This window comes from Vibrio sp. 1CM2L, from assembly GCF_023161695.1.
GTDB classification, from domain to species: domain Bacteria; phylum Pseudomonadota; class Gammaproteobacteria; order Enterobacterales; family Vibrionaceae; genus Vibrio; species Vibrio coralliirubri.
Genome location: NZ_JALNTT010000005.1, coordinates 152,860 through 174,611, shown reverse-complemented (window position 1 = coordinate 174,611; position 21,752 = coordinate 152,860). Strand labels below are relative to the sequence as shown.

Annotated in this window: 16 protein-coding genes and 1 other RNA gene; all 17 read right to left on the bottom strand. The window is 46.0% G+C overall.

Annotation, left to right across the window (positions count from 1 at the left end; all coding sequences use genetic code 11):
• Positions 1-278: 278 nt before the first annotated feature.
• A complete protein-coding gene (gene secA, locus MSG34_RS17690; protein WP_048618232.1) occupies positions 279-3,005 on the bottom strand; it encodes a preprotein translocase subunit SecA in 2,727 nt (908 codons plus the stop codon).
• 390 nt (positions 3,006-3,395) lie between these two features.
• Complete coding sequence (gene lpxC, locus MSG34_RS17685) at positions 3,396-4,313, bottom strand: UDP-3-O-acyl-N-acetylglucosamine deacetylase (protein ID WP_010434751.1); 918 nt, start codon at positions 4,311-4,313, stop codon at positions 3,396-3,398.
• 96 nt (positions 4,314-4,409) lie between these two features.
• Entirely contained in the window at positions 4,410-5,639 is a 1,230-nt protein-coding gene (gene ftsZ, locus MSG34_RS17680) for a cell division protein FtsZ (RefSeq protein ID WP_017059291.1), read from the bottom strand.
• A gap of 31 nt (positions 5,640-5,670) precedes the next feature.
• Positions 5,671-6,939, bottom strand: coding sequence for a cell division protein FtsA (gene ftsA, locus MSG34_RS17675; protein ID WP_010434747.1), 1,269 nt, complete (start codon positions 6,937-6,939; stop codon positions 5,671-5,673).
• A complete protein-coding gene (locus MSG34_RS17670; RefSeq protein WP_029235089.1) occupies positions 6,932-7,711 on the bottom strand; it encodes a cell division protein FtsQ/DivIB in 780 nt (259 codons plus the stop codon). The genes ftsA and MSG34_RS17670 overlap by 8 nt, the downstream gene beginning before the upstream one ends.
• Positions 7,712-7,902: 191 nt before the next feature.
• The gene (gene murC, locus MSG34_RS17665) at positions 7,903-9,363 is read right to left on the bottom strand and encodes a UDP-N-acetylmuramate--L-alanine ligase (protein ID WP_017059288.1); all 1,461 of its coding nucleotides are present in this window, start codon (positions 9,361-9,363) and stop codon (positions 7,903-7,905) included.
• Positions 9,364-9,376: 13 nt separating this feature from the next.
• The gene (gene murG, locus MSG34_RS17660; RefSeq protein ID WP_248338873.1) at positions 9,377-10,438 is read right to left on the bottom strand and encodes an undecaprenyldiphospho-muramoylpentapeptide beta-N-acetylglucosaminyltransferase; all 1,062 of its coding nucleotides are present in this window, start codon (positions 10,436-10,438) and stop codon (positions 9,377-9,379) included.
• A gap of 12 nt (positions 10,439-10,450) precedes the next feature.
• The gene (ftsW, locus tag MSG34_RS17655) at positions 10,451-11,647 is read right to left on the bottom strand and encodes a cell division protein FtsW (protein WP_048609688.1); all 1,197 of its coding nucleotides are present in this window, start codon (positions 11,645-11,647) and stop codon (positions 10,451-10,453) included.
• A gap of 22 nt (positions 11,648-11,669) precedes the next feature.
• Entirely contained in the window at positions 11,670-12,986 is a 1,317-nt protein-coding gene (gene murD / locus MSG34_RS17650; protein ID WP_248338814.1) for a UDP-N-acetylmuramoyl-L-alanine--D-glutamate ligase, read from the bottom strand.
• Positions 12,987-13,043: 57 nt separating this feature from the next.
• Positions 13,044-14,126, bottom strand: a complete 1,083-nt coding sequence (mraY, locus tag MSG34_RS17645; protein ID WP_004735991.1) for a phospho-N-acetylmuramoyl-pentapeptide-transferase — start codon at positions 14,124-14,126, stop codon at positions 13,044-13,046.
• Entirely contained in the window at positions 14,123-15,496 is a 1,374-nt protein-coding gene (gene murF / locus MSG34_RS17640) for a UDP-N-acetylmuramoyl-tripeptide--D-alanyl-D-alanine ligase (protein WP_248338812.1), read from the bottom strand. The genes mraY and murF overlap by 4 nt, the downstream gene beginning before the upstream one ends.
• Complete coding sequence (gene murE, locus MSG34_RS17635; RefSeq protein WP_248338810.1) at positions 15,496-16,980, bottom strand: UDP-N-acetylmuramoyl-L-alanyl-D-glutamate--2,6-diaminopimelate ligase; 1,485 nt, start codon at positions 16,978-16,980, stop codon at positions 15,496-15,498. Before murE ends, murF begins: the two co-directional genes overlap by 1 nt.
• Positions 16,981-16,998: 18 nt before the next feature.
• A complete protein-coding gene (locus MSG34_RS17630; RefSeq protein WP_048618225.1) occupies positions 16,999-18,756 on the bottom strand; it encodes a penicillin-binding transpeptidase domain-containing protein in 1,758 nt (585 codons plus the stop codon).
• Entirely contained in the window at positions 18,753-19,070 is a 318-nt protein-coding gene (gene ftsL / locus MSG34_RS17625; RefSeq protein WP_019824585.1) for a cell division protein FtsL, read from the bottom strand. The genes MSG34_RS17630 and ftsL overlap by 4 nt, the downstream gene beginning before the upstream one ends.
• Positions 19,071-19,073: 3 nt before the next feature.
• Complete coding sequence (gene rsmH, locus MSG34_RS17620) at positions 19,074-20,024, bottom strand: 16S rRNA (cytosine(1402)-N(4))-methyltransferase RsmH (RefSeq protein WP_017059280.1); 951 nt, start codon at positions 20,022-20,024, stop codon at positions 19,074-19,076.
• Positions 20,025-20,252: 228 nt separating this feature from the next.
• Positions 20,253-20,692, bottom strand: an RNA gene (gene rnpB / locus MSG34_RS17615) — RNase P RNA component class A.
• A 175-nt stretch (positions 20,693-20,867) separates the two neighbouring features.
• Positions 20,868-21,734, bottom strand: coding sequence for a 16S rRNA (cytidine(1402)-2'-O)-methyltransferase (rsmI, locus tag MSG34_RS17610; RefSeq protein WP_019824587.1), 867 nt, complete (start codon positions 21,732-21,734; stop codon positions 20,868-20,870).
• Between the last annotated feature and the right edge of the window lie 18 nt (positions 21,735-21,752).

Below are 21,752 nucleotides of genomic sequence, written 5' to 3'. Positions count from 1 at the left end.
TCAAGAAGGAGGAACGACTGAGTTGGGTATCTAAAACAATATGAGCCTAACTAAACGAGATTCCCTATTACACTCGTTCCTCGCTATAGGGAATGACGACTTCCTTGCGTAACAAAGTAAGCCATGAAATTTACATACAAAAAGAGCCGCCTAAGCGACTCTTTTTATCAAAACTATATTAAGGCAAAGCTGTATTGGTTGAGAACGAGGAGGCGACGCGGAGTTTACAAGTGTAAATGAGCATCGCCGACGTAGTTATCAGCCACTACAGCAAAGCATTAGTCAATTTTACCGTGACACTGTTTGTATTTTTTGCCGCTTCCACATGGGCATGGTTCGTTACGACCCACTTTACGCTCATCACGTACTACCGTTTGTGGAGATGCCGCTTCAGCTTCATCGTCAGCTAGCTGGTTTTCAGCCGTTGCATGTTGTGCTTGTGCACGACGCGCCGCTTCTTCAGCTTGAGCTTGACGTTGAGCTTCCATCTTTTCAACTTCTTCTTGTTGCTGAACGCGAACTTTAGAAAGGATGGTAACAACGTCTGTTTTTAGTACATCTAGTAGGCCTTCAAACAGTTCAAACGACTCGCGCTTGTACTCTTGTTTCGGGTTCTTCTGAGCATAACCACGTAAGTGGATACCTTGACGAAGGTGATCCATCGCAGCCAGGTGCTCTTTCCAAAGACCGTCTAGCGTTTGTAGCATCACAGATTTCTCGAAGTTACGCAGTACTTGAGCACCAACCACTTCTTCTTTCTGTTTGTACGAATCAACCGCCATAGCAAGAATACGCTCACGCAATGCTTCTTCATAAAGCTTGTCGTCTTCGTCTAACCAACCTTGAATATCAAAGTCTAGATCGAAGTCATTCTTCAGACGATCTTGCAGACCCGCGATATCCCACATATCTTCAAGAGACTGAGGTGCGATGTATTCATCAATCACTGATGCCAGTACATCTTCACGGTTGTGTTCGATCATCTCGCTGATGTCGTCAGAACTCATCAGTTCGTCACGAAGCTCATAAACCACTTTACGTTGGTCATTAGCTACATCATCGTACTCAAGAAGCTGCTTACGAATATCGAAGTTACGACCTTCCACTTTACGTTGTGCTTTTTCAATTGAGCGAGAAAGCATCTTAGATTCAATCGCTTCGCCTTCGTCCATACCACTTTGGATAAGACCAGCCATACGATCCGATGTGAAGATACGTAGCAGAGAGTCTTCCATTGATAAGTAGAAACGAGAAGAACCCGCATCACCTTGACGACCAGAACGGCCACGTAGCTGGTTATCGATACGACGAGATTCATGACGCTCAGTACCAATGATGTGCAGACCACCAGACTCAAGTACTTTATCGTGGATTACTCTCCAGTCAGCTTTGATCTTCTCGATCTGCTCTTTGGTTGGATTATCTAGCTTCTCAACTTGTGCCTGCCAGCTACCACCTAACACGATATCGGTACCACGACCAGCCATGTTAGTTGCGATAGTTACAGCGCTCGGCATACCAGCTTGTGCAACGATCTCTGCTTCCATTTCGTGGAATTTAGCATTTAGAACGCTGTGCTTAATTTTTGCCTTTTTCAGTGCGTTAGACAGTAGTTCAGACTTCTCGATAGAAACCGTACCAACCAATGATGGCTGACCAGCAGCTACACGGTCTTTAATGTCTTCAATGATCGCATTGAACTTGTCTTCTTCGGTACGATAAACCACATCTGGCATATCGTTACGAACCATAGGCTTGTTGGTTGGGATAACCACCGTTTCTAGGCCGTAGATAGACTGGAATTCGAAAGCTTCTGTATCGGCTGTACCTGTCATACCTGACAGCTTTTCGTATAGACGGAAGAAGTTCTGGAATGTAATCGATGCTAGCGTCTGGTTTTCATTCTGAATCTTCACACCTTCTTTAGCTTCAACAGCTTGGTGTAAACCTTCAGACCAACGACGACCTGGCATAGTACGACCAGTATGTTCATCAACGATAACCACTTCGCCTTCTTCAGTAACGATGTAGTCGACGTCTTTCTCAAACAGTACGTGTGCACGCAGCGCTGCATTAACATGGTGCAATAGGCTGATGTTTGTTGGAGAGTAAAGCGTGTCACCCTCTTCCATCAGGCCATTTTTGACCATTAGCTCTTCTACAAATTCTTGACCGTTTTCAGTCAGGTGAACCTGTTTCGATTTCTCGTCCATGGTGTAGTGACCTTCACCACGGTACTCTTCAGAATCTTCTTTATCTTGGCGCTCAAGGTTAGGGATCAACGTGTTAATACGCGTGTAAAGATCTGAACTATCTTCAGCTGGGCCAGAGATAATAAGTGGAGTACGAGCTTCATCGATTAAGATTGAGTCAACCTCATCGACAACAGCAAAGAAGCGCTCACGTTGAACACGATCTTCAGCACGGAAAGCCATGTTGTCACGTAGGTAATCGAAGCCAAACTCGTTGTTTGTTCCGTATAGGATATCCGCTTGGTACGCTTCTTTCTTCTCTGGTGGAGCCATGTTTGGCACGTTCACGCCAACAGTCATACCAAGGAATTCAAATAATGGGCGGTTTGTTTCCGCATCACGCTTTGCTAGGTAGTCGTTCACCGTTACTACGTGAACACCTTTACTAGGTAGGGCGTTGAGATAAGCAGGTAGGGTTGCTGTAAGAGTCTTACCTTCACCAGTACGCATTTCTGCAATTTGGCCAGCATTTAGAACCATGCCACCAATCATTTGCACGTCAAAGTGACGCATGCCGTAAACACGCTTAGACGCTTCACGTACCGTAGCAAATGCTTCAGGTAGAAGTTGGTCTAGCGATTCACCTTTATCTAAGCGCTCACGAAACTCAACCGTTTTTGCTTTTAGCTCTTCGTCTGAAAGTGCTTCAAACGATGGTTCGAAGTTATTAATTTCTTTTACAATTTTTCTAAGGCGGCGCAGTGTTCTGTCATTGCGACTGCCAATTACCTTTGTCAGCAGCTTAGTAATCATGTGCTTGGAATCTCTTCGTTCTCAGATCGTCCGCGATCTATTTTAAATGCCGTCAGTGTCTCTACTAGCTATGAACTAGTCTTCAGTTACTAACCAAGGATACTGAGATAAATCTAGTATCTTTGATATTGTACTTGAGAGTAGAGTTTTCAAGGCTTGAGTTAAAATTAATGCCCTTTAGTGTAAGTAATTTTCACACCAACGACCATTTATAACCCCATTTGTTTGATGTGCTTGGAACTTTTCTTTCTAATTGCTGATGGATTAGCCAGACTGCAGCTCATTGGGAGACAACTTTCGGATGTTGACGACACTGTATCTGGAAAATAGATACAAAAAAACCAGGTCAATGACCTGGTTTTCGAAATCTTATATTGTTGTAAACAACAATTACGCTAGAACCATTCCTGGCTCAGCAAATGCAACAGGAGAGCCTACCTCTTCTTCGAATGTTGCCCATTCCCAAGCTTCTGCGTCAGCAAGTACTGCACGTAGTAGTTGGTTGTTTAGGCCGTGACCTGATTTGTATGCACGGAACTCACCAATAATAGCGTGTCCACACATGTACAAGTCACCAATCGCATCGAGTACTTTATGAGTTACGAACTCATTGTCAAAACGTAGACCTTCTTCATTAAGAATTCGGTATTCGTCCAGTACGATAGCATTATCAAAGCTACCACCAAGTACTAGGTTTTGAGATTGTAGATACTCAATGTCGCGCATGAAGCCGAAAGTACGAGCGCGAGAAATCTCTTTCACAAAACCTTGTGAAGAGAAATCAAACAACAAACGTTGCTCATCAGATTCAATTGCTGGGTGGTTAAAGTCGATCTCAAAGTCCATACGGAAGCCGTTAAATGGAACAAATTCTGCCCACTTATCGCCATCTTCAAAACGGATAGGCTTTTTGATACGAATAAAACGCTTCGCTGCATTCAGTGTTTCTACACCCGCTTGCTGTAGCAAGTATACGAATGGGCTTGCGCTACCATCCATAATTGGGATCTCAGGAGCATCTACTTCAACAATAATGTTGTCGATGCCCATACCCGCTAAAGCTGCGTTAAGGTGTTCCACTGTAGAGATACGTACGCCTTCGTCATTAACAAGAGCTGTACATAGCATAGTGTCACGAACTGACGCTGGATCAGCTGGGAAATCTACAGGTGGATTTACATCTGTACGACGATAAACAATACCTGTATTTGCAGCTGCCGGGCGAAGAGTAAGTGTGACTTTACGACCAGAGTGGAGACCCACACCAGTTGTTTTCACAATTTCTTTCAGAGTACGTTGTCTGATCATCTGCTTGCCTCGTTATCAGTGCTACAAATCACGGTCAGTATTTACCGACCGCGAATTTTACCATTAATTCGACGATAGTCAAATTTTGGGTATTTGTTAATCAGCCTGACGTCGTAAGAATGCTGGAATATCTAAGTATCCACTCTCTTTCTCAGCCTTAGGTGCTGCACTTTGGCTAGCGCCTGTACCTGAAGAAACAGGTGACGTTGTTGGCTGCGGCTTAACTTGAGGTTTAACCTCAGTTTTTTCTTGCAATGGTTGTGCCACTTTCTCTTCCACTTTTGGTGCAGTTTGAGCCGCTACCTGTGGTTGAGGAGTTGGTGCAACCTTAGCTTTACCACCAGCAACTAATGTAATGTCTGGTTTTTTCTCTGTGCCGATACCTGTTGCTACAACAGTTACACGGATTTCATCCGTCATATCAGGGTCTAGAGAAGTACCAATCACAACTGTTGCGTTATCAGATGCGAATGCCTTAACTGTATTACCTACTGTTTCGAATTCATCTAGACGCATATCTAGGCCTGCTGTGATGTTCACAAGAACGCCACGTGCGCCAGCTAAGTCGATGTCTTCTAGTAGTGGGCTAGAAATTGCCGTTTCAGCAGCTTCTTCAGCACGGTCTTCACCTTTTGCGATACCGCTACCCATCATTGCATGACCCATCTCAGACATTACGGTGCGAACATCCGCGAAATCGACGTTAATCATACCAGGGCGAGTAATTAGCTCAGCGATACCTTGTACAGCGTTTTTAAGTACATCATTAGCACTTGCGAAAGCTTCTAGCAGAGTTACGCCGCGGCCAAGTACTTTAAGTAGCTTTTCATTTGGAATCGTAATTAATGAATCCACATGTTTAGAAAGCTCTTCAATACCTTGCTCAGCAAACGCTAAACGCTTTTTGCCTTCAAAGCTAAATGGCTTAGTTACAACAGCAACCGTTAGCACACCCAACTCTTTCGCAACTTCAGCAATAACTGGAGCAGCACCTGTACCAGTACCACCGCCCATACCAGCTGCGATAAATACCATATCGGCGCCAGTTAGAACTTCTTTAATTCTTTCTCGATCTTCGAGAGCTGCATCACGGCCTACTTGTGGGTTTGCACCAGCGCCCAAACCTTTAGTGATATCACCACCAATTTGGATCACGCTGCTCACGCTTGTTTTACGAAGTGCTTGTGCATCAGTGTTAACACTGATGAATTCTACGCCTTCGATTGATTCACGTACCATGTGCTCAACAGCGTTACCGCCACCGCCACCAACTCCAACGACTTTAATTACTGCATCGTCAGACATTTCCATCATCGGTTCAAACATGTGTTATCTCCGTTTTTTCCTGCAACTCAGGTTAAAACTCTTTTTGTATCCAATTACGCAATTTACCAAATAAACCAGACATAGAAGGTGCTGAACGCTTAGGTTCGCTGTAATCACCTTCATCACTGATCTGACAATCTCTTGCGTAATGAAGTAAACCAACCGCCGTAGAATGATACGGCTCTTTAACATAGTCAGTTAAGCCACTAACTTCTAACGGCTTACCAACTCGAACTTGATTGCGGAAAACACGTTCCGCACACTCTACCAATCCGTCAATTTGTGCCGCTCCACCAGTGAGAACGACGCCAGCTGCAAGGTGGTGTTTAATACCTTCATCTCGTAGCTGTAATTGAACCGTATCAATAGTTTGGTTAACGAGACCCATAAGTTCAGTGTAACGTGGTTCAATCACTTCCGACAAAGTTTGTCGTTGCAAACTTCTCGATGGGCGACCACCAACACTTGGGACGTTAACAGAATCATCCTTGCTTACGAGTTCACTCAGAGCGCAACCATGGTTTACTTTTATCTCTTCAGCATCGCTCACTGGCGTGCCGAAAGCGAAGGCAATATCACTGGTTACTGCATTTCCTGCGTAGGAAAAGACTTCTGTGTGTCGGAGTGCGCCGCCAGTCCAAATGGAAATATCCATTGTACCCGCACCGATATCGACCACACACACTCCAAGCTCTCTCTCGTCTTCAGTTATTACCGCATTACTTGAGGCAAGTCCTGAAAACACGATTTGTTCTACTGTGAGACCACATCGTTCAACAGCTTTAATAATGTTTCTCGCCATGTCGCTATGGCAAGAAATTAGGTGAACACTGACTTCCATTCGAACACCAGATAAGCCAAGTGGGTTCTTAATCCCTTCTTGATAATCAATGGTAAATTCTTGTGGGATCACGTGCAGAATTCTCTGCTCATCACCTATTTTAATTGATTTCGCGGTATGGATCGCTCGATCCATATCGTCTTGAGACACCTCTTCATCAGAGATAGTGCCCATGCCTTTTTCAATTCGGCTTGCGATATGTTTACCCGATAGCGAGATAAATACATTGCTGATTTGGCATTCCGCCATCAACTCTGCTTGATCAATAGCTCGCTGAACCGACTTAACTACCGACTCTAGGTCGTTTACACCACCTTTATCCATACCTCTGGATGGGCTTTGCCCAGAACCAATGATATTGATTTGACCATCAGGCAATATTTCACCAACCAGAGCTGATATGGTCGCAGTGCCTATATCAAGACCAACGATTATGTTGTCATCTGCGGTCTTAGTCATCTGTGCTCTCTTCTAACTCTTGCTCTGGAAACCAGCCTACAGCGGCTCCCGTATCATACCTGAGGTCGATGTAGCTCACTTGATTCGCTTTACTACCAAGTTCGTTGTAAAGCGAAATGAAGCGTTCAACACGCTCATCTAAAGAATCTTTACCTAGTTCTAAACGGATACCGTTATCTAGGATTATTTGCCAAGCGCGACGCTCATTGAGAACGAGTGAGGTAACGGTTAACCCTAGACTGTTAATCAAAGGGGTTATCTGTCGCCACTTTTCTATCACTTCTTGGCTGGTGCCGTCTGGGCCGTAAAGCTTAACTCTATCGCCCTTTAACAGGCCGATATCACCATTAAACACCTGACCATCGTCATTCAGCAGCATGTTGCCGTTCCAGATTGCTGCTGCATGGTACTCAGTCAAAAATACTTTTATTGTGTCTGGCCACTGCTTACGAATGGAGACCACTGAAACCCAAGGTAACGCTTCTAAACTGTCTTGCAACACACCGATGTCTTGCGACATGAAGGTTCCAATATGCTCTAGCTCGCTAAAGGCATGTTGAACATCACCAGCGGTTACGTAAGTTAAGTCGCCTTGAAGTACTATTTTGGAGAGAGGCAATCGCTGATCGTCCCACATCCAAGTCAGTGTGGTATAGAAAAGAAACCCAATGAATAGCAATACCATGACAAAAAAAGACCCGCCTAAGGCGTGTTTCTTGAGCGACGGTAAACTGAATAGGTGGCGGTTTTCGCTAAAAGTACTTTCTACCAAAGCCCGCATTCCCTGTCGTTGGTTCGCAATTCTATTCCCTATCTTCGTAATAGAGGTAAAAGCACTTACTTTAACCTATGAATTATACTGAGCAAAATCAAACTATCAAACGTTGATAATAAGATTTTTGGTCAATTTTAGGTCAATCGCAAGAAGTGAGCGATTGACCACAGTCTGTAGACAGTATTCTGTTACGCGTTCTGCATTTTATTAATGTCTAACTGTAACGATTCCAACTGCTTCGCTACTCGACCAACATCGCCTGCACCCTGCGTTAAAACAAGGTCACCACCTTGAATCACGTTGGCTAAAGCCGATGGCAGTGCGTTGATATCGGCAACAAAGATTGGATCTATCTTACCACGCCCGCGAATAGTTCGACTTAATGAACGCCCGTCCGCCCCTGCAATAGGTTTCTCACCCGCAGAATAAACATCTAACAGAATTAGGACATCAACCTGCTCAAGAACGTTCGCAAAATCATCATACAGATCGCGAGTACGGCTATAACGGTGCGGTTGGAAGATCATTACAAGACGTTTATCAGTCCAGCCACTTCGTGCTGCTTGAATCGTCACATCAACTTCGGTTGGGTGATGACCGTAATCATCGACCAACATTGCAACGCCTTTACCTGTTTCGTACTCACCTAGGTGATCGAAACGGCGACCAGTGCCTTCGGTTCCTGCCATCGCTTTTAGAATCGCTTCATCGCTGATGTCATCTTCTGTTGCAACAGCAATCGCCGCGGATGCATTCAATGCATTGTGACGACCCGGAATGTTTAACGTAATATCAAGGTTAGCTTTACCTTCACGTACTACCGTGAACTTACCTTGTTGACCTTCTTGTACGTAGTTCTCAATACGAATATCCGCATCTTCAGAGAAACCGTAAGTAATCACTTGGCGACTTACCTGAGGAATAAGCTCACGCACTACTGGATCATCAACGCACATCACAGCCTGGCCGTAGAATGGTAGGTTGTGTAAGAAATCAATAAACGTCTGCTTTAGCGTTTCAAAATCGCCACCGTAGGTATCCATATGATCCGCTTCAATGTTAGTTACGATACTAACCATTGGTTGCAGATGTAAGAATGACGCATCACTCTCATCGGCTTCAGCGATAAGAATACGGCTTGAACCTAAACGTGCGTTAGTGCCAGCACTTTTCACCAAACCACCGTTTACGAAGGTTGGATCTAGACCTGCTTCAGAATAAATCTGTGTCACTAGCGCAGTCGTGGTTGTCTTACCGTGCGTGCCTGCCACAGCAATGCCGTGACGAAAACGCATTAGCTCAGCCAGCATTTCTGCACGACGAACGATCGGTGTGCGCGCTTCACGAGCTGCAATAATTTCTGGGTTTTCTTCGTTGATAGCGGTTGAAACCACCACCACACTTGCGTCGGCAACGTTACTTGCCTGGTGGCCGATATAAACGGTCGCACCCTTGCTAACTAAACGATCAGTCACTGGATTTTGAGCAATATCAGAACCCGTGATCTGGTAGCCTTCATTTAGCAAGACTTCAGCAATCCCGCTCATTCCGGCACCACCAATACCAATGAAGTGGATAGATTTAACACGGCGCATCTCTGGCACCATTGCACGGATTTGCGCTAAGTCTTGGGTATGTTCAATCGTCATCTATTCAATCTCATTATTTTGCTAAAGCTTTAATCGCTTCAGCGACGGTCACATCAGCATCAAGCTTGGCGGCTTGACGAGCTTTTGTAGCCATCATTTTTAATTCATTTCTATCAAGCTGCGCGATAGTATTCGCTAGCTTATCAGCCGTTAGTTGAGGCTGTTCAATCATTAACGCTGCGCCACATTCAACTAAATGGTCGGCATTCAACGCTTGTTGTCTGTCTTTGTGCATAAACGGAACGAAGATAGATCCGACACCTGCCGCAGACACTTCTGATACGGTTAATGCACCTGAGCGACACACTAATAGATCTGCCCACTCATAAGCTTGCGCCACATCATCAATAAATTCAGTCACTTGAACATTATCTACAGAATGTGATTTGTATTGCTCAATGACTTGCTGTTGATTGTTCTTACCCGCTTGGTGCATCACAGTGAAGCCTTCACCAAGCCGCGCCATCGTTACTGGCAAGGTATCATTCAGGATTTTGGCGCCCTGACTACCGCCCATAACCAAGATGCGGATGTCACCATCACGCTCAGCCATGCGTTGCTCGGGTTCAGCTAAGGCAACCACATCTTCGCGTACTGGGTTACCCACCACTTCTGCGGTAGGGAAAGCACCAGGGAAAGCTTGGAAAACCTTTTTAGCAATCTTAGACAGCCATTGGTTGGTTAAACCTGCCACTGCATTTTGTTCATGCAGAACCACTGGAATGCCAGACAACCATGCCGCGATACCACCCGGGCCACTCACGTAACCACCCATGCCAAGCACCACATCAGGTTGCCATGCTTTAATGTGTTGTCTTGCTTGAAGTATGGCATTAATAATCTGGAACGGCGCTTTAATTAACTTGCTAATGCCTTGACCACGCAGGCCTTTCACCTTGATGAAGTCGATCTCAATACCATGCTTTGGTACCAAATCCGCTTCCATTCTGTCTGCCGTTCCTAACCAGCGAATTTCCCAGCCTTGTTGCTGAAGCTTTTTAGCTACCGCTAACCCTGGAAAAACGTGACCGCCAGTACCACCAGCCATCACTAAAAGTTTTTTGTTTTGTTTCATCACGTTAGATTCTTATTCTACTAATTCGTTTTGATTATCGGCTTGTTCTTTTTGTTGCATTCGGCATTCGTGATCGATACGCAGCAGCATAGAAACCGCCACTGACATCACGATAAGACTTGAACCACCATAACTGATCAGCGGCAAGGTTAGACCTTTGGTTGGGACGATGCCTGAAGCTGCACCCACGTTAACAAGCGTCTGAAATGCAAACCAAATACCGATGCCAAATGCCAGGTAACCACTGAATACTTGGTCATTTTCAAAGGCCTTTTTGCCAATAAAAATGGCTTTAAAAACCAAGCTAAAGATGAGTATCAACACCAAGGTCACGCCAACAAAACCCAATTCTTCTGCCAACACAGCAAATACAAAATCGGTGTGTGCTTCGGGTAGGTATTCGAGTTTTTGAATTGAGTTACCTAACCCTTGCCCCATCCAATCACCACGGCCAAACGCCATCAATGACTGAGTTAACTGGTAACCACTGCCGAACGGGTCGTTCCAAGGTTCCCAGAATGAGGTAACACGTCGAACACGATAAGGTTCTATAACAATCAAACCGACGACCGCGGCAATACCTGCCACCATCAAGGCGATAAACTGTGAAAGCTTGGCACCGGCAATGAATAGCATGCCGAACAGAGTCACTAGCATTACGACCACAGTACCTAAGTCGGGCTGGCCCAGTAGCAACACGGCAAAGGCGCCGAACACCATGATCGGTTTACCAAAACCACCGAAGAAGGTTTTTCTCACTTCGTCTTGTTTACGAACCAAGTAGCCCGCCATAAAGATAAACAGCGATAACTTGGCGACTTCAGCTGGTTGTAAGTTAAATAGCCCTAATGGGATCCAACGCGATGCGCCGTTAACCGACTTACCGACGGCTAGTACCACAATCAGCAAGAAGAAGGATAAGCCCAGTAGATACATACTGTATTGAAACCAACGCTGCATCGGGATTTGCAATATGACGCTGGAGACACCTAACGCCAACACAAGGAAAATGGCATGACGGAACATAAAGTGAAACGGCTGATCGGTTAAACGAGCACTGATAGGAAACGAAGCTGACGTTACCATCACTAAGCCCGTCAGCATCAGTCCAAGAGCAATCCATACCAATTGACGATCGTAAAGCGCCTCTGGTGTGGCACGGTTAAGCCATTGCCAAATAGATTGATTGATCTCTTTCACTCTTTGCACTGAATGTTAGTCCTTCAACACGTTAGGCATACTCATGAGCAAGTTCAGTGAACGCATCACCTCTTGCCATGAAGTTATTAAATTGATCGAAGCTGGCACACGCCGGAGACAACATCACCATATCACCAGCAACTAACTGCTTCGAGATACTCTCGATAATGTCACCCATAGTTTCAAACGTCTTAGACGATGGGTGTAACGGCATAAATTGCGCTGCATCTTCACCAAAACAACACAGTTGAACGCGCTCTAGTTGCGACAACACAGGCTTAAGCTCACTGAAGTCGGCACCTTTACCAACCCCACCAACCAGAAGATACAAAGTACCTTTGCACTCTAAGCCCGAGAGAGCCGCTAATGTACTGGCTACGTTGGTCGCTTTCGAGTCGTTAACCCATTTAATTTCGCGTTTATCAGCCACTACTTGGCAACGATGCGTCAAACCATTGTAGGCTTTCAGAGCTTCAAGGCTTTTGCTGTAATCAATACCGACTTGTTTAAGCAGTGCTAGCGAGACTAACGCATTTGCCACATTGTGACGTCCAACCAATGTTAAATCTTGGGTAGCAAGTACAGGTTTACCGTTATCCATTAGCCATTCAATGCCGTCAACTGTCGCGACACCAAACTCTTGGTCATCGAGTCCGAATGTTACTAATGGCATACTGTGGTCAGGGTAAGTCTCTTTGTCGTCGCGGTTTACAATCGCATACTGAGCATTATTAAAGATTCTTAGCTTGGCATCGCGGTAATCGGCCATGCCTTGGTAGCGATCCATATGGTCTTCTGACAGATTCAGAAATGCTGCTGCTGCTAAGTTTAGGCTTGATGTTGTTTCTAACTGAAAGCTTGAAAGCTCAAGAACATATAAATCGGCATCAAGCTCTAGAAGGTCTAAGGCAGGAATACCGATGTTGCCACCAACACCAACGTTAAGACCCGCAGCCTTTGCAAGTACACCCGTTAGATCGGTCACTGTGCTCTTGCCATTGGAACCTGTGATAGCCACAACAGGTTTGTCTACCGCCCAGCCAAACAGTTCAATATCGCCAACAACCGGAGTTCCCGCTTGAATAACATCTTGTATTTCAGGGGTCGCGAGTGCGATACCTGGGTTAGCAACCACCAAATCAGCTTCCGCTAACCATTGGCTATTCCAACTACCAGAATGCAGCTCTACCGACTCAGGCAAAGATTCTCGGCCCGGTGGTAGCTCTCGAGTATCAATCACCTTCACACGAGTATGAGGCTGATATTTTACGAGATGTTTAACGACAGAGAGCCCGGTAATACCGAGCCCCACAACCACTACATTTTGAATATTTTGCCAACGTTCCATTTAAACAAGATGCTCTTAATAGTTTTAAAGAGCCTCTACTCAGAGGCTCACACAGGATTAACGAACTTTCAGTGTCGCTAGGCCAACCAGTACTAATACCATTGAGATGATCCAAAAACGCACGATAACACGCGGCTCTGGCCAACCTTTCAGTTCGTAGTGGTGGTGAATCGGTGCCATGCGGAAAATACGCTGACCACGCAATTTGTAAGAGCCCACCTGCAGAATCACTGACAGAGTCTCCATTACAAACACACCGCCCATGATAACCAGTACCAACTCTTGGCGAACTAACACAGCAATCACACCCAATGCACCGCCAAGTGCTAGTGAGCCAACATCGCCCATGAATACTTGTGCTGGGTAGGTGTTGAACCATAGGAAACCTAGGCCTGCACCGACGATAGCAGTACATACAACCACAAGCTCAGAAGTGTATGGGATGTATGGAATGTGTAGATATGCTGCAAAGTTAACGTTACCTGTCGCCCAAGCAATCACAGCAAAACCAGCAGCAACCATAACCGTTGGCATAATTGCCAAGCCGTCTAGGCCGTCTGTTAGGTTCACCGCGTTACTGGTACCCACGATAACAAAATAAGTCAGTACGATGTACAATAAACCCAATTGTGGCATCACATCTTTAAAGAAAGGAACCACCAATTGAGTTGCTGCAGTATCGTGCCCGTGAGCATACAGAGCAAATGCCACAACCAATGCAATAGCCGATTGCCAGAAGTACTTCCAGCGAGCAATCAAGCCATCGGTGTTCTTACGAACCACTTTACGGTAGTCATCAACAAAACCAACCGCGCCATAACCAGCAAGTACAACTAATACCGCCCAAACGTAAGGGTTAGAAAGATCAGCCCACATTAATACTGTAATAATAATGGCAGCTAGGATCATCACGCCGCCCATGGTTGGTGTACCACGTTTGCTAAAGTGAGATTCAGGGCCGTCGTTACGAACAACTTGGCCAATTTGTAGCATTTGCAGACGCTCAATTAAACGAGGTCCCATCCACAGCGACAGACATAAAGCCGTCAAAATACTCGCGATTGCACGAAACGATAGGTATTCGAACAAACGGAAAAAAGAAAGGTGTGGCTGTAGTAGCTCTGCAAGCCAAATTATCATGAAAAGTTCTCCTTTAAAGCAGCGGCTATTTTACTCATTCCTGCACTATTCGCGCCTTTTACCAACAAGGTATGTGACGCGTTTTCTGGCAAGCATAAGTGCTGCTCTATGTGCGCGATCATCGCTTGATGCGTTGCGAAGTGGGTACCATTACAGACCTCACTAATCACCTTGGTATCATCACCGTAAGTGAGTACATGCTCAAAAGCGAATGGGGCAGCATATTCACCGACTTGACGGTGAAGTGCAAGGCTTTCGTCGCCTAATTCAGCCATATTGCCTAAAATCAACCAACGCTGACCTTTGAAGCTCGACAGCAGTTTGGCTGCCGCCTTCATTGCAGGTACGCTGGCGTTATAACTGTCATCTATCAGCTTGATATTCTGACTTAATTGTTGAACCTCAACTCGCCCTTTGACAGAGATAAGATTCGCTAAACCATTTTTCACTTCTTCAAGCGTGGCACCAAACTGAATGCTCAACGCTGCCGCCGCCAACGCATTTGCTACGTTATGCTGACCGATAATGCCAAGCTCAACCGGCATAGCGCCTTGCGGCGTTTGCATCTCAAAGCACGCTTCGCCCTGCTCATTAATGCGAATATTCTTAGCAAAATAATCTGCCGTGCTGTCGCTTTCTGAAAATGTCAGCACCGTTTCATCTGCGAGTACTTCATTCCAGAAGTCACCACCGTTGCTTTCTAGATTAACAATAGCAGTATCACCAGCAGCAAGCCCCTGAAAGATTTCACCTTTCGCTTGTTTAACACCATCAATTGAGCCAAAGCCCTCTAGATGCGCGGCAGCTACGTTATTCACCAATGCCACCTGCGGTTTCACAAGCTGCGTGGTATAGGCGATTTCACCAATGTGGTTCGCGCCCAGTTCTATCACGGCATAGTCGTCATTGGGTTCACTGCGCAACAAGGTTAGTGGTACTCCAATATCATTATTGAAGTTACCCGCCGTAAACAGCACCTTGCCACGTTGTTGCAAAATGCTCGCCACCATCTCTTTGACGGTTGTTTTGCCACAGCTTCCAGTTATCGCCATGGTTGGCACGTCACATTGTTTGTGGATCCAAGCACTTAGCTGACCTAAAGCAAGTTTAGTGTCTTCAACAACAACTTGAGTAATATTTAGGTCAAGTTTTCGTTCGACTAACAACGCACTCGCATTTGCCTCAACCGCTTGATGACAAAAGTCATGCGCATCGAAACGCTCTCCAACAATAGCAACAAACAATGCGCCTTCTTCAACGGTGCGAGTGTCGGTAGAAACGGCATGAATTACAGCATTGTTTGAGTTACCAGCCTCAATCAACTCACCGCTGACCGCTGAACAAATCTGTTCGAGTGATACATCAATCATTATGAAATACCTAAAAGTTGAAGCGCAGACTCTCGATCTGAGTAATGGATCGTTTCGTCTTTTAATACTTGGTAATCCTCATGGCCTTTACCAGCCAAAAGAATAATGTCATTGCTGTCTGCCTGTTCAAGCGCGAACTTAACCGCTTGGTAGCGATCGTGTTCCACAAATGCAGATTCAGGTTTGCTTAAGCCTGCCAGCATGTCTTTGACAATCAATGCCGGATCTTCGCTACGAGGGTTGTCATCTGAAATAATGATTTTATCGGCGAACTGCTCTGCGGTCGCTGCCATCATAGGGCGCTTACCAGTGTCACGGTCACCGCCGCAGCCAAAGATAGCCCACAGTTTTCCAGAACAGTGAACTCGCAGTGCTGCTAATGCTTTTTCTAAAGCGTCTGGCGTATGCGCGTAATCGACAACCACTTTTGCTTTGTTCGGCACTTGGAACAGTTCCATACGACCAATCACAGGTTGCAGCTGAGGCGCAGTGTCGACCAAGATTTGCTTATCGATACCTAATGACAGCAAAGTCGCAAAGGCCACCAGCACGTTTGATGCGTTGAACTGACCAATTAATGGAACAGAAAGATCGCCTTGTCCCCAACTACCATCGAAAGAGAGCTTAATCCCAGTTTCTGCATAGGCAACATCAGATGCCCATACCGACTGTTGGTAGCCCGTTAATGGAAGTAATGAAACAGCAATCGCATTCGATAAATCTGTCATCCAAGCTTTGCCTACTTCATCATCAACATTTATCACAGCGTGCTTGCATTTGTGCTCAGTAAACAGGCTCTTCTTAGCTAAAGCGTACTCTTCCATCGTGCCATGGTAATCAAGATGATCACGACTCAAGTTAGTAAATACACCGACTTCAAAGTCCAAAGCCTTTACTCGACCTTGCACCAAACCATGAGAAGATATTTCCATAGCTGTGTAAACCGCGTTTTCTTCCGCTAACTCACTCAGTGTGCGCTGTATTTCAATCGCACTGCCTGTGGTATTCGCCGCGGTTTTTAGATGGTCTAAAAAGCCATTACCCGTGGTGCCCATTACCGCAGAGCGCTGACCAACAAGGTCAAGCCACTGAACTATCAATTGGGTGATGGTGGTTTTGCCATTGGTGCCGGTAACACCAATCAGCTTAGTCGCTTGAGACGAGTAAACACGACCGGCCAACTCAGATAACACCAAGTTAAGGTCTTTAATGTAAACAACCGGAACTGCGTCCAACCACTCAATCAGACCATGGGCCTTTTCAGCATCAGCTTGTGCGATAACGGCATTGGCTCCCTGTGCGACCGCTTTGTCGATGAAACGACGACCATCAACAGCATGCCCAACTACAGCAACAAAAATATCGCGGTCTTTGATGGCACGACTATCCAACTCCAACTGTTCAACAGCAATCGAATCCAGCTCAGGTGAACTAAAGTCACCCCAAGGAGAAAGTAAAGATGACAGCGTGAGGCTATTACTCATATTGAATCCTGATTGGCTCTATTCTTGAAACTTGTTTTCATCAGCAGGGACATTCAGTATTTGCAATGCACCCTTCATGATTTCAGAAAAAACGGGGGCAGCAACTGAACCGCCATAGTAAAGGTCACCTTGAGGCTCATTGACCACAACAACCAGCGCGACTCTTGGGTCACTAACCGGGGCAAAACCTGCAGTAATCGCAATGTATTCGTCGCTGTATCCGCCAGCTTCAGCCTTACGAGAAGTACCCGTTTTTGCTGCAACTCGGTAACCAGGAACGGCCGCTCTTGTTGCTGTACCGCCTTTTTGAGTCACCCCTTCGAGCATATTCAAAACCAGTTCAGCGTTCTCGCGCTTGATGATCTGCTTAGAAAAGTCTTGGTCGTTGCTCTTAATAATATGAATCGGTTCATACATGCCTTTATTGGCTAGCGTCGCATACGCGTGGGCCAACTGCATCGGTGTCACAGACAAACCGTAACCGAATGATAATGTTGCAATTTCAAACTTAGACCAGCGACGACGATTCGGGAAAATACCGCTAGTTTCACCGATTAAGTTCAGCCCTGACATTTCGCCTAGACCAACAGAACTGTACATCCCAAGCAGAGCTTCTAAAGGCATGTTAAGTGCCAACTTCGCCACACCGATGTTACTCGACTTCTTGAGGATCAGCGCTAAATCAGCCTTACCGACTTTAGACGAGTCTCGCACACGACTACCACCGATCTGCATGATGCCGTTGCCAGTATCAATAACGATATCTGGATCTGCCGTACCATTCTCTAGCGCAGCTAAAACCACAAAAGGTTTCACGGTAGAGCCGGGCTCCATCGCATCGGTAAGTACGCGGTTACGCATCTTAAAGCTTTGTAAGTCAGCGCGATTGTTCGGGTTATAAGAAGGCGCATTAACCATCGCCAACACAGCGCCGGTTTTTACATCCAACAAAATAGCAGAGCCAGAAGTCGCCTTATGATCGGCCACCGCCTGTTTAATCGCTCGGTAGGCGATCGCTTGTAATCGTTGATCGATCGTCAGCTCGAGTGGTTTGCCTTCTTCACGCTCTTCTAAAGCAATGTTTTCAACAACACGTCCGTAGCGGTCTTTACGAATCGTTCGCTTACCTGCCTCGCCTGTGAGCCATTTGTCATAGCTGCGCTCAACACCTTCTAGGCCATGTCCATCAATGCCGGTAACACCGATTAGGTGCGCACTGACTTCGCCTGCAGGATAGTAACGTCGAGATTCCGCTTTCAGACCAACACCCACCAGCTTAAGCTCACGGATATACTTAGCCATTGCAGGGCTAACTTGTCTTTGTAGGTAAATAAATCGACGGGATTTGTTGCTAGAGATCTTGTCGATCATCGATTGTCGCTCTAAGCCAAGTACATCGGCTAACGCGTACCAACGATCAATTTGGGCCATGCCGTTTTTATCGAAAATCGTTTTAGGATCGGCCCATACCGCTTCAACTGGAACACTCACAGCAAGCGGCTCGCCATTGCGGTCTGAGATAATACCGCGAGCAGAAGGAATTGCCTTAACACGTACTGAGCGAAGGTCGCCCTGACGAATTAAGTTATCTGGTTCAATAATTTGGATGTAAGCCACACGACCAACCAGTGCAGCAAAGGCAAGAAACACGAAAGCAATAACGACGTTGAAACGCCATTTAATAAGAATTGGATCCGAATCCTTTTCGCTCGTCACACGCTCTTTCGTTGATTTCTTAACGGTTTTTGCGGGTGCTTTTTCCTTTTTACCGGTCATTTCAGTGTGATCACAACTTCTTTTTCAGAGTCTGGACGTTTCATGTCTAGCTCTCTTTTTGCCGATGCTTGAACGCGACTATGTTCAGCCAGAGCCGTCTCTTCAAGCATTAAATTTCGCCACTCATCATCAAGCTGTTCTCGCTCCACCAATGCCGTGTCTTTTTGCGTGATCGCCTGACGTGACATATGTGTCGTAAGAACGACCCCCATCGCACTCGCAAAGATACAGATAAGAAGCATCAATGGGACCTTGCCCACAGAGATCAAATCAAAAAATATTATCTTGGCTAAGTTAGGTTTGGAGGTCTTCATTGACTATAGCTTTTCTGCGATTCGTAATACTGAGCTACGTGAACGAGTATTCTCATCCACTTCGCCTTTCGATGGTTTGATCGCTTTACCAACAGGCTTAAGATCAGCACTGCCTAACGCTTTGATCTGCTCTTCTGTTAGTGGCAGGCCATGTGGTACTTGCGGGCCTTGGCTCTCTTTACGGATAAAGCGCTTCACCATGCGGTCTTCAAGTGAGTGGAAGCTGATAACAGACAAACGGCCTTCAGGAGCAAGAATGCTTGCTGCGCCTTTCAGGGCTGTATCGATCTCTTCAAGTTCACTGTTGATGTAGATACGGAATGCTTGGAAAGCACGTGTTGCTGGGTGCTTTTTCTCTTTGAAGCTTTTTGGAGCTACATCCGAGATAAGCTTAGCTAACTGACCAGTACGCGTTAGTGGTTCGTTCTCTTCATTCTCTTGATAAGCAATGATGCCTTTCGCGATACGACGAGCGTGTTTGTCTTCACCGAACTCACGAATAACCCATGTGATGTCATCAAGATCGGCTTCAACTAACCACTGAGAGACAGGAATACCAGTTGTTGGATCCATACGCATATCAAGCGGACCGTCTTTCATGAAGCTAAAGCCACGCTCAGCGTCATCTAGCTGTGGTGACGAAACACCTAGATCCAGTAAAACGCCATCCACTTGACCGACTAAGTCATAACGCTCTGCATATTCAGCCATACCTGAGAACGGGCCGTGAATAATCGTAAAACGAGGGTCATCAATCTTTTGCGCTTCTGCAATCGCTTGTGGATCGCGGTCAATACTAAAGAGTCGTCCATTCTCGCCCAGTTTAGACAGGATTGTACGGCTGTGACCACCACGGCCAAAAGTACCATCGATGTAGGTACCGTCAGGTTTGATCGCAAGTCCGTCAATAGATTCGTTAAGCAATACTGAAATATGTTTGAATGCTTCTGTCATAGTCTTCTCAGTGAGTGGATTGAGCCATTAGTTCGGCAATAATTTGTTCTATTAACGTTTTAGTGTACTGATTTCACGCCGTATCTCCACCATATTGTGTATAGGCTTTGGGAATTTTTGACCCAAGCTCATATCAGGGTGAAGGATTCTAAGGAAATCTAAATAATTTACGTCAATATAAAGCAAAAAACCCATCACTACCGTTAAGTAATGATGGGTTCTTTATATAGGTGGAGTTGACACATACGCCGGGTTCTGTTCCGCTTGCGCGGCGGTAACCATTCGTCTAGGCCTGCAATCGCTCACAGGCTCAAGCAATCTACCCGCCCCCATACGCGAGCAACGCAATGTGAGGGCCTATTTGATCTTGCTCCGGGTGGAGTTTACCTTGCTACGAACTGTTGCCAGTCGCACGGTGCGCTCTTACCGCACCCTTTCAGCCTTACCTGTGCCCCTTCCGAAGAAATGAGGCCATCGGCGGTCTTCTCTCTGCTGCACTTGTCGTGGGCTCGCGCCCCCCAGACGTTATCTGGCACCCTGCTCTATGGAGCCCGGACGTTCCTCCCCTCTACCAGTCTCCCGAAGGACTTCAACGTCAGTTTCCCGAAGGACCTCAACGTCAGTCTCCCGAAGGACATCAGCAAAGCAGCGATTACCCGTTCAACTCCGAGGGCGGATTGTATAGAGATTAGGGTGCAGTGTCTAGCGAGATCACAAATATGGTGCAAACCTCTAAGCAACTGCGTGATTTTTGCACAATTCAGGCAAAAAAGAGGAATGACGGCAATACCATCATTCCTCACAAGCTTTTCAATACAGGTTAGCTACTCTATAAAGAGGTTTCTAGTTATCTAGATGCTCTAGGCCCCATTTGTATAAAGCGTTCTTTTTCAGATTGTAGATTTCCGCCGTCATCGCCGCCGCTTTTTTAAGCGGTAGCTCTTTGGTTAGAATGCCTAGTGTGCGAGTCGCTTCGTCTGGCAGTTCTGTGCTCGCTTCTTCACGGTGACCGTGAATCAGTAACACCATCTCACCACGTTTACGGTTCGCGTCTTCTTCAATCCACTCAATAAGTTCACCGAGTGGCAGCCCTTGGATGGTTTCGAAGGTTTTGGTTAGCTCACGCGCCAATACAACCTCACGGTCAGGGCCAAGAATCTCAAGCATATCTTGTAGAGAGTCTGAAATACGGTGTGGTGATTCATAGAAGATGCAGGTGCGCTCTGCCTTTGCGATCTCTAAGAACTTGTCTTTACGACCTTTGCTCTTTGGCGGTAAGAAGCCTTCAAAGCTGAAACGATCTGACGGTAAACCAGAAGCACTTAACGCGGTAATCACAGCACAAGCACCAGGAAGTGGCACAACTCTCACACCCGCTTGACGACATTGTGAGACAAGATGGTAACCTGGGTCACTAATTAAAGGAGTACCCGCATCAGAGACTAATGCGATAGACTGACCTTCTAATAACCTTTCAACTAGAACTTGCGCTTTAGTTTGTTCATTATGATCATGTAAAGCGAACGTTCTGGTTGATATATTGAAGTGAGCAAGCAGCTTACCCGTGTGGCGTGTGTCTTCGGCTGCAATAACATCGACACTTGATAAAATTTCAATTGCTCTTTGAGTGATATCTCCCAAATTTCCGATTGGGGTTGGCACAATGTAGAGAGTTGGGCTCTCTGTGAGCAAGGTTTTGTTATCTGTCATTTGTTTACCATCACTTCA

Bases quoted from the DNA above. Each gene is read 5' to 3' on its own strand.
- secA (WP_048618232.1), bottom strand. From the start codon at position 3,005: ATGATTACTAAGCTGCTGACAAAGGTAATTGGCAGTCGCAATGACAGA.
- lpxC (WP_010434751.1), bottom strand. From the start codon at position 4,313: ATGATCAGACAACGTACTCTGAAAGAAATTGTGAAAACAACTGGTGTG.
- ftsZ (WP_017059291.1), bottom strand. From the start codon at position 5,639: ATGTTTGAACCGATGATGGAAATGTCTGACGATGCAGTAATTAAAGTC.
- ftsA (WP_010434747.1), bottom strand. From the start codon at position 6,939: ATGACTAAGACCGCAGATGACAACATAATCGTTGGTCTTGATATAGGC.
- murC (WP_017059288.1), bottom strand. From the start codon at position 9,363: ATGACGATTGAACATACCCAAGACTTAGCGCAAATCCGTGCAATGGTG.
- murG (WP_248338873.1), bottom strand. From the start codon at position 10,438: ATGAAACAAAACAAAAAACTTTTAGTGATGGCTGGTGGTACTGGCGGT.
- murD (WP_248338814.1), bottom strand. From the start codon at position 12,986: ATGGAACGTTGGCAAAATATTCAAAATGTAGTGGTTGTGGGGCTCGGT.
- mraY (WP_004735991.1), bottom strand. From the start codon at position 14,126: ATGATAATTTGGCTTGCAGAGCTACTACAGCCACACCTTTCTTTTTTC.
- murF (WP_248338812.1), bottom strand. From the start codon at position 15,496: ATGATTGATGTATCACTCGAACAGATTTGTTCAGCGGTCAGCGGTGAG.
- murE (WP_248338810.1), bottom strand. From the start codon at position 16,980: ATGAGTAATAGCCTCACGCTGTCATCTTTACTTTCTCCTTGGGGTGAC.
- MSG34_RS17630 (WP_048618225.1), bottom strand. From the start codon at position 18,756: ATGACCGGTAAAAAGGAAAAAGCACCCGCAAAAACCGTTAAGAAATCA.
- ftsL (WP_019824585.1), bottom strand. From the start codon at position 19,070: ATGAAGACCTCCAAACCTAACTTAGCCAAGATAATATTTTTTGATTTG.
- rsmH (WP_017059280.1), bottom strand. From the start codon at position 20,024: ATGACAGAAGCATTCAAACATATTTCAGTATTGCTTAACGAATCTATT.
- rsmI (WP_019824587.1), bottom strand. From the start codon at position 21,734: ATGACAGATAACAAAACCTTGCTCACAGAGAGCCCAACTCTCTACATT.